10 protein-coding genes are annotated in these 11918 nt (G+C 72.1%); 8 read left to right on the top strand and 2 right to left on the bottom strand.

Annotated features, from left to right (window positions below):
* Positions 1-25: 25 nt before the first annotated feature.
* The 3 genes from KUF83_RS33265 to KUF83_RS33255 all read left to right on the top strand — a co-directional run bounded on the left by KUF83_RS33265 (position 26) and on the right by KUF83_RS33255 (position 3037).
* Positions 26-1033: an iron chelate uptake ABC transporter family permease subunit gene (locus tag KUF83_RS33265; protein WP_308403242.1), complete on the top strand. Its 1008-nt coding sequence runs from the start codon at positions 26-28 to the stop codon at positions 1031-1033.
* 2 nt (positions 1034-1035) lie between these two features.
* On the top strand, positions 1036-2136 hold the full coding sequence (locus KUF83_RS33260; protein ID WP_374106223.1) for a FecCD family ABC transporter permease: 1101 nt from the start codon (positions 1036-1038) through the stop codon (positions 2134-2136).
* Positions 2137-2200: 64 nt separating this feature from the next.
* Entirely contained in the window at positions 2201-3037 is an 837-nt protein-coding gene (locus KUF83_RS33255) for an ABC transporter ATP-binding protein (protein WP_217458850.1), read from the top strand.
* Between the two features lie 108 nt (positions 3038-3145).
* Here KUF83_RS33255 and argB read toward each other — a convergent pair whose 3' ends face one another.
* Positions 3146-3973: an acetylglutamate kinase gene (gene argB / locus KUF83_RS33250; RefSeq protein WP_302828576.1), complete on the bottom strand. Its 828-nt coding sequence runs from the start codon at positions 3971-3973 to the stop codon at positions 3146-3148.
* Between the two features lie 74 nt (positions 3974-4047).
* Entirely contained in the window at positions 4048-4995 is a 948-nt protein-coding gene (locus KUF83_RS33245; RefSeq protein ID WP_217458731.1) for a methionyl-tRNA formyltransferase, read from the bottom strand.
* Positions 4996-5081: 86 nt separating this feature from the next.
* Between KUF83_RS33245 and KUF83_RS33240 the strand changes: the two genes are divergently transcribed.
* The 5 genes from KUF83_RS33240 to KUF83_RS33220 all read left to right on the top strand — a co-directional run bounded on the left by KUF83_RS33240 (position 5082) and on the right by KUF83_RS33220 (position 11863).
* Positions 5082-6419 carry a lysine N(6)-hydroxylase/L-ornithine N(5)-oxygenase family protein gene (locus KUF83_RS33240; protein ID WP_217458730.1) on the top strand — a complete coding sequence of 446 codons (1338 nt, stop codon included), beginning with the start codon at positions 5082-5084 and terminating at the stop codon, positions 6417-6419.
* A gap of 153 nt (positions 6420-6572) precedes the next feature.
* A complete protein-coding gene (locus KUF83_RS33235) occupies positions 6573-8267 on the top strand; it encodes an ABC transporter ATP-binding protein (protein WP_217458729.1) in 1695 nt (564 codons plus the stop codon).
* A complete protein-coding gene (locus tag KUF83_RS33230; protein ID WP_217458728.1) occupies positions 8264-10135 on the top strand; it encodes an ABC transporter ATP-binding protein in 1872 nt (623 codons plus the stop codon). The genes KUF83_RS33235 and KUF83_RS33230 overlap by 4 nt, the downstream gene beginning before the upstream one ends.
* A complete protein-coding gene (locus tag KUF83_RS33225) occupies positions 10135-11196 on the top strand; it encodes an iron-siderophore ABC transporter substrate-binding protein (RefSeq protein WP_217458727.1) in 1062 nt (353 codons plus the stop codon). Before KUF83_RS33230 ends, KUF83_RS33225 begins: the two co-directional genes overlap by 1 nt.
* Before the next feature lie 139 nt (positions 11197-11335).
* Positions 11336-11863 carry an NUDIX hydrolase family protein gene (locus tag KUF83_RS33220; RefSeq protein ID WP_217458848.1) on the top strand — a complete coding sequence of 176 codons (528 nt, stop codon included), beginning with the start codon at positions 11336-11338 and terminating at the stop codon, positions 11861-11863.
* The last annotated feature ends 55 nt before the right edge of the window (positions 11864-11918 follow it).

The following is an 11918-nucleotide window of genomic DNA, read 5'->3' as shown; positions in this document are numbered from 1 at the left end:
AGACCGCAAGGTGACGGGCAAGAGGGTGCGCCCTGTCCTTCTCGTGACGCTGCTGGGTACCGTCCTGGCCGTCCTGTGCCTGATGTCACTTGCCCTGGGCGCGGCCAACGTCCCGCCGGACCAGGTGATCCGGGCCCTGTTCGGTGACGCGCCGAGCCGCTTCGTGGACAACGTCGTGTGGTCGGCACGCATGCCTCGCACCGCGCTCGGCCTCACGGCGGGCGCGGCCCTCGGGCTGGCCGGAGCGCTGATGCAGGCCCTCACCCGCAACCCGCTGGCCGACCCCGGCGTGCTGGGCGTCAGCGCCGGCGCCTCCTTCGCCATCGTGCTGGCCGTCGGTGTGCTCGGCATCAACTCGCTGTACGGATATGTGTGGTTCGCGTTCGGCGGGGCGCTGGTCGCCACGGTGGCCGTCTATCTGCTGGGCGGTCTCGGGCGGTCCGGGATGACCCCGGTGAAGCTGGCGCTCGCCGGGATCGCCGTCACCTCGATGCTGTGGTCGTTCACCCAGGCCATCGTGCTGACCGACGTGGACGCGCTCAACAAGTTCCGGTTCTGGTCCGCCGGATCGCTCGCGGACGCCGACGACGGCGTGGTGTGGCGGGTGCTGCCCTTCCTCGCCCTCGGCGCGGCACTGGCACTGGCCTGCGCACCCGCCCTGAACAGCCTGGCCCTCGGCGACGACGTCGCGGCCTCGCTCGGCCGGCGCCTCGGTCTGGTCCGCCTCGCGGGCGTCGCCGCGATCACGCTGCTGACGGGGGCCGCGGTCGCCGTCATCGGTCCGGTCGTCTTCATCGGCCTGGTGGTCCCCCATGTCGCCCGCGTGCTCGCCCAGTCGGCGGGCATCGGCCCCGACCAGCGCTGGCTGCTGCCCCTGTCGGCGGTGCTCGCGCCCATCCTGCTGCTCTCCGCGGACATCCTGGGACGCCTCGTCGCCCGGCCCACCGAGATCCAGGCGGGCGTCCTGGTCGCCTTCATCGGCGGCCCGTTCTTCATCGCGATGGTCCGTCGGCGCAATCTGGCGGAGGTGTGAGCGTGCCGAACACGAAAACCGCACCGAAGTCCGCCACCGACTCCGGCCGTTCGGCCGGGGCCGCCCGGCTCCGCACCTACCGCCTGGCCCTGCCGCCCGTCTCCGGCGTCTTCCGCCCTCGGCTGGTCCTCCTGTGCGCGTTCCTCGCCGCGGGCACCTTCCTGCTGTTCTGCTGGGGCCTGACGACCGGCGACTACCCGATCGGCTTCACCGACGTCGTACGGGCCCTGGTCGGCTCCGGCGACCCCGGCACGGTCCTCGTGGTGGAGGAACTGCGCCTGCCCCGCGCCCTGGTCGGGCTGCTGGCCGGGATCGCCTTCGGCGTCTCGGGCGCGCTGTTCCAGACCATGACACGCAATCCGCTGGCCAGCCCCGACATGATCGGCCTCACCCAGGGCGCCGGCACCGCCGTGGTCGCGGGCATCGTGCTCGGCTGGGACGGCGGCCTCGGCACCCAGGCCCTCGGACTGCTCGGCGCGCTGGTCACGGCCCTGACCGTCTACGCGCTGGCCTGGCGGCGCGGCACCACCGGCTACCGCATCATCCTGGTCGGCATCGGCGTGGCCTGGATCTGCACGAGCGCCACCGACTACCTCGTGGCCAAGGGTGGCCGCTTCCAGGCACAGGCCGCCCTCGGCTGGCTCGTCGGCAACCTCAACGGCCGTACGTGGGAACAGGTCGGCCCGCTCGCCGTCGCGCTGGCCGTGCTGCTGCCGACGGCCCTGCTCCTCGGCCGGCTGCTGCGCACGCTCCAGCTCGGCGACGACGTGGCCACCGGCCTCGGTACGCGCGTACAGCCGGTACGCCTGGCCATCCTGCTCACCGGCGTCGGCCTGATCGCGTTCGCCACCGCGTCCGCGGGACCGGTGGCCTTCGTTGCGCTCGCCGCTCCGCAGATCGCGCAACGGCTGGCCCGCACGGCCTGGCCGCCGACCGTCGCCTCCGGACTGACCGGGGCGCTCGTGGTCCTCGGCGGCGATCTCATCGCCCGCACGCTCGTCTCCGGCACGGAACTGCCGGTCGGAATCGTCACGGGTGTGCTCGGCGCACCGGTCCTGCTCTGGCTGCTCGTCCGCGCCAACCGCGCGGGTTCAGGAGGTTGATCCCATGTCGGCTGATTCCCTGTCGACCGAACGCGTACCGGACGGCTCCGTGCCCCCCGGCCCCGTGGCGACCCCCGACCCCGACCTGCGGGCGAGCGGGCTGCGTCTGGCGTACGACAACCGGCTGGTGGTCGACGGTCTCGACCTGGCGGTCCCGCCCGGCCGGATCACGGCCATCGTCGGCGCCAACGCGTGCGGCAAGTCCACGCTGTTGCGCGCCCTGGCCCGGCTGCTCGCGCCCAAGGAAGGGGCCGTCCACCTGGACGGCCGGACCCTGCAGTCCATCCCGAGCAGGGAGCTCGCCCAGCGGCTGGGCATCCTGCCGCAGAGCCCGGTCGCGCCCGAGGGGCTGACCGTCATGGACCTGGTCAACCGCGGGCGTTCCCCGCACCAGACCTGGTGGCGGCAGTGGTCGAAGGCGGACGAGCAGGCCGTGCACCAGGCCCTGGCCGCCACCAACATGACCGACCTGGCGGACCGGCCCGTCGACGAACTCTCCGGCGGCCAGCGGCAGCGCGCCTGGATCGCCATGGCGGTGGCCCAGGGCACGCCCGTACTGCTGCTGGACGAGCCGACGACGTATCTCGACCTGGCCCACCAGATCGACGTCCTGGACCTGGTCACCGACCTCAACCGGCGCGAGAACCGCACTGTCGTAATGGTGCTCCACGACCTCAACCAGGCCTGCCGGTACGCCGATCACGTCGTGGCCATGAAGTCCGGGAAGATCGTCGCCGAGGGGAGCCCGGCCGAGGTCATCACCGCCGAGACCGTCGAGGACGTCTTCGACCTGACCTGCCGGATCACGATGGACCCGGTCAGTCACACCCCCCTGGTCATCCCGATGGGCCGCCACCACGGGGCCCCGGCCCTGGAACCGGCGCTGCCGACGGCGGACTGAGGAACCCGGGGGGCCGCCCCCGCGCCCCCGGAGGGGCGCGGGGAACAGCGCGCCCGGCCACGACGCACCTGCGGACGACGACGGACGACGGAAGTACGACCGCTCAGCTCAGCCGCAGGCGTCCCGGACGATCGTCGTGCCGGTTCCGACGCCGCCGAGCAGCCCGTCGAGCAGCGCGTGCGGTGCGCGCCCGTCGAGGACCCGGGCCATCTCCACGCCGCCCCTGACGGCCCTCAGGCAGGCCTCCATCTTGGGCCCCATACCGCCGTTGAGCCCCGGCAGCAGCCGCTCCAGCTCCCCCGCGCCGATCCGGTCGACGACCCGCTCGCTCTGCGGCCAGTCGGCGTACAGCCCCGGCACGTCGGTGAGGACGACCAGGGCCCGCGTCCCGAGCGCGGCGGCCAGCGCGCCGGCCGCCGTGTCCGCGTTGACGTTGTAGACCTGCCCGTCGTCGCCCCGGCCGACGGAGGAGACCACCGGGATGTGGCCGCTGTCCAGCAGGAGCCGTACGACGGCGGTGTTGACCCGCGCCACGTCCCCGACCAGCCCGATGTCCACGCGCTCACCGGCGACGTCGGCGTACCGCTTGACGGCCGTGAGCGTGTGCCCGTCCTCGCCGCTGAGGCCGACCGCGTGCGGCCCGTGCTCGTTCAGCAGTCCGACCAGGTCCTTCTGGACCTTGCCGGACAGCACCATCCGTACGACCTCCATGGTCTCGGGAGTGGTGACCCGAAGCCCGTTCAGGAAGGCGGACTTGAGGCCCAGCCGGTCCAGGTGGGCGCCGATCTGCGGACCGCCGCCGTGCACCACGACCGGCCTGACGCCCGCACCGCGCAGGGTGAGCACGTCCTGGGCGAAGGCCCGCCGGAGCGTGTCGTCGGTCATCGCGTGGCCGCCGTACTTGACGACGACCGTGCGCCCGCGCAGGGCCTCCAGCGAGGCGGGACGGTCGGCGAGGCCGGGGACGGAGGCGGTCTCGGCCACTGCCGTGCCGCTCACTGCCGTGCCGCTCACGGGCGGGCCGTGAGGTAGCCGCCCATCGTGCGGAAGTAGTCGGTCGCGGCGTGCTCCGTCCCGTCCTCGGTGCGCACACGCCTGACGACCAGCCCGCGCAGCCGTCCGTTCCTCGCCTCCGCTCCGGCGACGACGACCACGCCGTCGCCCTCCCGGATGAAGATCCGCCCCGGGGTGCCGCCGTAACAGCCCTTCGACACCGCGGACTCGACGATCCTGAGCCGCTGCCCGCGGTGGTGGGTGAAGGCGTTGGGATACGGGTCGCACTGGGCCCGTACGAGCCGCTCGATGTCCTCGGCCGGCCAGGTCCAGTCGATGCGGCTGTCCTCCAGGGACCGCTTGTGGAAGAAGCTGGCCCGCTCGCGGTCCTGCGGTATCCACTGGGCGCGGCCCGAGGCGATGAGGTCGAGCGACTCGTTGACGACCGGGGCGATCAGGTCGACCGTGCGGTGGAACAGGTCGGTGACGGTGTCGGCCGCGCCGACCGGCACGGCCCGCTGCAGCAGCACGTCCCCGGCGTCCAGTTCGGCGTTCATCCGGTGCGCGGTGACACCGACCTCCCGCTCGCCGTTGATCAGTGCCCAGATCAGCGGGGAGAAGCCCGCGTACGCCGGGAGCAGCGAGTCGTGGATGTTGAGCGTGCCGTGGGGCGGGAGGCCGAAGACCTCCGGGGGCAGCACGGTCCGCCAGTTGTTCGCGACGATCAGGTCCGGAGCGGCGTCCTTCAGGGCGGCGAGGAGCTCGGGGTCGTCGGGCCGGTTGCGCAGCAGCACCGGCACGCCGTGCTTCTCGGCCAGGTCGGCCACCGAGTCGTCCCAGATCTTCTCGTACACGTGGTCGCTCTTGGGGTGGGTCACCGCCAACACCACCTCGTGGTCGGACTCCAGCAGAGCCTGAAGGGTGCGATGCCCCCAGGTCTGATAGCCGAACATGACGACCCGCATACTCGATCCTCCCTTAGAACACACCATTGCAAGGTAAGGCTAACCTTATTTAACATCAGTGGCGCCTAGGGGAAGGAAAAGTTGCGGTGAACGCACTGCACGACGAACCGGACGCCGTCCTTGACGTGCTCGGTATAGGGTTTGGGCCGTCAAATCTCGCACTGGCCATTGCGATTGAGGAACACAACGCCCAAGCCGCTCCGGAGGACCGGATCCGCGCGGGATTCCTGGAGCGCCAGCCGTCGTTCGGCTGGCACCGGGGCATGCTCATCGAAGACGCCACGATGCAGGTGTCCTTTCTCAAGGACCTGGTCACCATGCGCAACCCGACCAGCGACTTCAGCTTCCTGTGCTTCCTGCGGGAGCGGGGCAGGATGGTGGACTTCCTCAACGCGAAGACGCTGTTCCCGCTGCGCATCGAGTTCCACGAGTACTTCGAGTGGGCCGCCGCCCGGGTGGCCCACCTCGTCGACTACTCCGACGAGGTCGTGTCCGTCGACCCGGTGACGGGACCGGACGGCGAGGTCCGCTGGCTGGACGTCGTCAGCCGCGTTCCCGGCGCTCCCGAGCGGACCGTCACCCGGCGGGCCCGGAACATCTCGGTGGCCGTCGGCCTGGAGCCGCACCTGCCGCCGGGAACGGACCTGTCGGACCGCATCTGGCACAACAGCCAGCTCGTTCCGCGTGTCCGTGAGCTGAACGGCTCCGGCAAGGCGGTGGGCCGTGTCCTGGTGCTGGGCGCGGGACAGAGCGGCGCCGAGGCGCTCGACTACCTGCACCGGTCCTTCCCCGAGGCGGAGATCTGCGCGATCTTCGCCAAGTACGGGTACACGCCCGCCGACGACAGCCCGTTCGCCAACCGGATCTTCGACCCGGAGGCCGTGGACGTCTACTTCCGGTCCACGCCGGCAGTGAAACAGTCCCTGGTCGACTACCACCGCAGCACCAACTACTCGGTGGTCGACATGGATCTCATCGAGTCGCTGTACGCGACGATGTACCGCGAGAAGGTCCAGGGGCGCGAGCGGCTGCTGCTGCGCAACGTGTCCCGCATCCGGGACGTACGCAGCTTCGACGACCACCTGGAGGTCACCGTCGAGTACCTGCCCACCGGGGAACGGGAGGTGCTCTCCGCGGACCTGCTCGTGCACGCGACCGGCTACCGCCCCAGAGACATCGACACCCTCCTGGGGAGAACCGCGAAACTCTGCCTGCGGGACGACAAGGACGCCGTACGCGTGGGTCGCGACCACCGTGTCGAACTCACCCCCGACGTCTCGGCGGGCATCTACCTGCAGGGCGCGACCGAGCACACGCACGGGCTCACCTCGACCCTGCTGTCCACCACGGCCGTCCGGTCCGGCGAGATCCTCGAGTCCCTGCTCACGCACCGCGCGAACGACCTCGCCGTGCGCACCGGCTGAGGAGGCCGTCCGGACCGGGTGTGACGTCACGGATCCTCGTGCCGTCACACCCGTACGGGAGGCTCCGGCACCCTGCGCCCTCACTGGGCAATGACCAGCAACTTAGAGTAGCCTCACCTAAGTTTTCTTCGTCCGATCCCGGAGGGGTAGCGGGTGGGTCCTACATATCCGTCGGGGCGTGATGTCCTGCGGGAGTCGGTCAGAGAGCAACGCCGGGACGTCACCCTCGGCGCGCTGCTCGCTTCCGGGCACCAAGTCGGGGAAGCCCTGGTTCCGGTTCTGATCGGCGTGGTGATCGACCGGGCCGTCACCGGCTCCGACACCGGCGCCCTGTTCCTGTGGCTCGGCGTGCTCGCCGTGGTGTACGTCGCGCTGGCACTGTCCTTCCGCTTCGGCGCCTGGGCGGGCGACCGGTCGGCCGTCCGCTCCGAACACGCCCTGCGCATCGCTCTCGTACGGCGGGTGCTGCACCCAGGCGGCGGCGCCGAGGACGGCCGGCTGCCCGGGGCGCTCGCCAACACCGCGACCGAGGACGCCAAGCGGGTCGGCGGCGTCAACACCGCGGTGATGTACGGCATCGCGTCCCTGGCCGGCATTCTCACCTGCGCCTTCGTCCTGCTGCGCACCTCGGTCCTGCTCGGCCTCGTCGTCCTGCTGGGCACGCCCGTGCTGCTGTGGCTCGGGCATCTGCTGAGCAAGCCCCTGGAGACCCGCAGCGAGGCCGAGCAGGAGCGCGCGGCACACGCCTCCGCCGTCGCCGCCGACCTGGTGGCCGGCCTGAGGATCCTCAAGGGCATCGGCGGCGAGTCGGCGGCCATCGCCCGCTACCGCACCACCAGCCGGGACTCCCTGCGGGCCACCTTGAAGGCCGCCCGCGCCCAGGCCTTCCAGAGCGGCATGGTGCTGTCCCTCACCGGCTGTCTGATCGCCGTCGTCGCGCTGGTCGGTGGACGGCTCGCCGCCGAAGGAAGCATCAGCCTGGGCCAGTTGGTGTCGGCGGTCGGCCTCGCGCTGTTCCTGGTGGGCCCCCTCGAGGTGCTCGCCTGGGTCAACGCCGAACTCGCCCAGGGCCGGGCCTCGGCCGGACGGGTCGCGGAGGTCCTGGCGACGCCGCACGGCGTCACGGCCGGCGACCGCGGCCTGCCCCAACCGGTGCGCGGCGCGGTGCGTCTGAGCGGCGTCAGCCATGGCGGGCTGCGCGAGGTGGACCTGGACATCGCACCCGGCGAACTGCTGGGCGTGGTCGCGACCGATCCCGCCCACGCCACCGACCTGCTGCGCTGCCTGGCACGGCAGGCCGACCCCGACACCGGCACGGTGGAACTGGACGGCGTGTCCCTACGCGACCTCGACCCGGCCGAGATGCGTACGGCGCTGCTGGTCGCCGAGCACGACGCGGACCTCTTCGAGGGCACCGTCCGGAACAACGTCACGGCCGCCGCCCCCGCTTCGGGCGACCCCGAGCCCGCCATGACGGCGGCCGGGGTGGCCCAGGTCGCACAGACCCTGCCCGAGGGCGAGGACACGGCGGTCAGTGAGCGCGGCCGCTCGCTCTCCGGCGGCCAGCGCCAACGCGTCGCCCTCGCCCGCGCCCTGGCGGCCGACCGGCCCGTCCTGGTGGTGCACGACCCGACCACGGCGGTCGACGCGGTGACCGAGGCCGGCATCGCCGCCGGTCTTCGCGAGGTCCGCAAGGGCCGCACCACGGTCCTCGTGACCACCAGCCCGGCACTGCTCTCCGTGACCGACCGGGTGGTGCTGCTCGACGACGGCCGGGTCACCGACACGGCCCCCCACGCCGACCTGATAGCCCGTCACGAGACCTACCGAGCAGCGGTGCTGGCATGAGCGACATCTCCCACGAGCGGACACCGGACACCCCGGGCGAGCGGCACGAGGCCCCCGGTCGTGAGCTGCTGCCCACCGCGACACAGGCCCGTACCCGGGCCGCCGTACGCGAACTGGTGCGCCCGCACCGCCGCCTGGCGCTCGGCGGCTTCGCCATGATGGTGGTGGCCACCGCCGTCGGCCTGCTGGTGCAGCCGCTGCTGGGCCGCATCGTGGACCTGGTCGCCGACCACCGCCCGCCGGGCAGCATCACCCTGCCGGTCGTCCTGCTGGTCCTGGTCGCCCTCGCCCAGGGCGCGGCGACCGTGGCGGGCCTGTCGCTGGTGTCCCGGCTCGGCGAGACCGTACTGGCGCAGCTGCGCGAGCGGTTCGTGGAGAAGGCCCTGCGACTGCCCCTGGAACAGGTGGAGAAGGCCGGGGCCGGTGACCTCACCGCGCGGGTCACCCGGGACGTCTCGGTGGTGGGCGAGGCGGTGCGCGGCGCCCTGCCCGAACTGGCCCGGTCCCTGCTGGCCATCGCGCTGACGCTGGTCGCGATGGCCGCGCTGGACTGGCGGTTCTTCCTCGCGGCGCTCGTCGCGGTGCCCGTCCAGGCCTCCACCGCCCGCTGGTACGTACGCAACGCCGTGCCGCTCTACGCCGAGCAGCGCATCGCCACCGGGGCCCAGCAGCAGCAGTTGCTGGACACCATCGCGGGCGCCGGTACCGTCCGGGCGTTCCGGCTGGAGGAGGAGCACACCGCGCGGGTGACCCGGCGTTCGTCGGCGGCGGTCGAGCTGACGCTGCGCGGCGTCCGGCTGGTGCTGAACTTCTACAACCGGCTGCACGTGGCCGAGTACGCGGGACTCGCGGCCGTTCTCGTCACCGGGTTCCTGCTGGTGCGGGGCGGGTCCGTGTCCATCGGCACCGCGACCGCGGCGGCCCTCTACTTCCACAGCCTGTTCACGCCGGTGAACTCGGCCCTCGTACTCCTCGACGACGCGCAGTCCGCGACCGCCGCGCTCGCCCGGCTGGTCGGCGTCGCCGACCAGCCGGTGCCCGAGCCGGCGCGGCCCGCCCCGGAGTCCGGTGCGCGGGCGGCGTCGGGCGGCAGCGTCACCGTGACCGGCGTCCACCACGCGTACGAGCCGGGCCGTCCCGTCCTGAACGACGTGGACCTCACGCTCCGGGCGGGTGAGCGGGTGGCCCTGGTCGGTGTGAGCGGAGCGGGCAAGACCACGCTGGCCAAGCTCATCGCGGGGGTGCACCGGCCGACGTCCGGCTCGATACGGGTGACGGGCGGCGCCGGAACGTCCGGGGACCGCCTGCCGGTCGCACTGGTCACCCAGGAGACGCACGTGTTCGCCGGACCTCTGGCGGACGATCTGCGGCTCGCGCGGGCCGACGCCACGGACGACGAGCTGCGCGCCGCGCTGGCCGCGGTGGACGCCCTCGACTGGGCCGCTGCCCTGCCGGACGGCCTGGACACGGTCGTCGGCGACGGCGGGCACCGCCTCACCTCCGCACAGGTCCAGCAACTCGCCCTGGCACGCCTGGTGTTGGCGGATCCGCCGGTGGCCGTGCTGGACGAGGCGACGGCCGAGGCCGGCAGCACGGGAGCCCGCCTCCTGGAGCAGGCGGCGGACCGGGCGGTCGAGGGCCGCACCGCGCTCGTCGTCGCGCACCGCCTCACGCAGGCCGCCACCGCGGACCGGATCGTCGTCATGGACGCCGGCCGGATCGTGGAGAGCGGCACCCACGACGAGCTGTGCGCTGCGGCCGGCCCCTACGCCTCCCTGTGGGAGGCGTGGTCCGGCACCCGCACCACGGCCGACCAGACCCCCACGCACGATCACAGCCCTGACACCACCATCGTGAAGGACCACTGATGCCCGGCTCCTCCAGAGGCGCACGCCTCGTCGCGGCGCTCGCCTCCGCGCTCCTCCTGTTCACCACCGCAGCGGCCTGCGGCTCCGAGGACGACTCCGACGCCGCGACGCCGGACAAGCCCGCGGCCACCGGCAGCGCCTTCCCGGTGACGCTCGCCCACAAGTACGGCAGCACCACCGTCAAGTCCGAGCCGAAGCGGATCGTCACGGTCGGCCTGACCGACCAGGACGCCGTCCTCGCCCTCGGCAAGGTGCCCGTCGGGACCACCGAGTGGCTCGGCGGCTACAAGGGCGCCATCGGCCCCTGGGCCGCCGACAAGCTGGGCAGCGCAAAGGCCCCGACCGTACTCAAGGACACCGGCACGGGTCCGCAGACGGAGAAGATCGCCGCGCTCCGGCCGGACCTGATCCTCGCGGTCTACGGCGGTCTGACCAAGGACCAGTACACGACCCTGTCGAAGTTCGCCCCGGTGGTGGCCCAGCCGAAGGAGTTCAACGACTTCGGCGTCCCGTGGCAGCAGCAGACCGAGATCATCGGCAAGGCGCTCGGCCAGGAGTCCAAGGCGAAGAGCCTGGTCAAGGACGTCGAGACCGACTTCACGACGGCGGCCAAGGCCAATCCGGAGTTCGCCGAGTCGACCGGCGTGATGGCCACTCCGTACGAGGGGACCTTCGTCTTCGGCAGCCAGGACTCGCGCTCGCGCGTGCTGACGGACCTCGGCTTCAAGCTGCCGAAGGACCTCGACAAGGTCATCGGTGACGAGTTCGGCGCCAACATCAGCAAGGAGCGCACCGACCTGCTGGACACCGACGCCATCGTGTGGATCGTCACCGACACGGCGAAGGACGAGGCCAAGCTCCACAAGAACGCGCTCTACGCGGACCTGGACGTGGCGAAGCAGGGGCGCGAGGTCTTCGTCAAGGAGTCCAGCGACTACGGCAACTCCGTCTCGTTCGTCTCGGTCCTGAGCCTGCCGTACATGCTGGAGCGCCTGGTGCCCCAGCTGGCCGCGGCCGTCGACGGCGACACCGCCACGAAGGTGACCGAGCCGACCTCCTGAGGCGCGTCCCCGCGGTTGCGGCAGGCACCAGCGGATACAAGGGCCGGGGTCACGGAGGATCCGTGACCCCGTACCCCGTTGTGTCGGGCGACACGCTCGCGACACCAGACGCTGAAAGTATGATCAACCAATGTCTGACATGACCGAAACCACGCCCGGCTGGCTGAGTCACGACGAACTGGAGCAGGCGCGCGCCCGCATGCCGATCCTGTACGTCGAGGCCGTGCCCGTGCGCGTCGACGACAACGGCGAAGTCACCCGCATCGGACTGCTGCTCCGCATGGGGTCGGGCGGGGCGGTCAGCCGTGCGCTCGTCTCCGGCCGGGTACTCCATCACGAGCGGGTACGGGACGCCCTGCTGCGGCACCTGGAGAAGGACCTCGGGCCGGTGGCACTGCCCCGGGTCCCGACCTCGCTGCAGCCCTTCACCGTCGCCGAGTACTTCCCGACCCTCGGCGCCACGCCGTTCCACGACCCGCGCCAGCACGCGGTGTCCCTCGCCTACATCGTCCCGGTGACCGGCGACTGCCGCCCCCGCCAGGACGCCCTGGACCTGGTCTGGTTCAGTCCCGAGGAGGCTTCGTCCCCCATGGTCCTGAACGAGATGCCGGGCGGCCACGGCGCCCTGCTCCGGCAGGCCCTCGCGCATGTGGGCTGCTTGTCCTGAGCCTGGCGGGACCGCGGCCTGTCCGGCCGGAACCGGATGCGTCGCGGCCCGAGGA

The sequence above is a fragment of the Streptomyces sp. BV286 genome (genome assembly GCF_019090165.1).
Lineage (GTDB): Bacteria > Actinomycetota > Actinomycetes > Streptomycetales > Streptomycetaceae > Streptomyces.
Note: the sequence above shows the minus strand (reverse complement) of the source record. Positions and strands in the feature narration are given on the sequence as shown.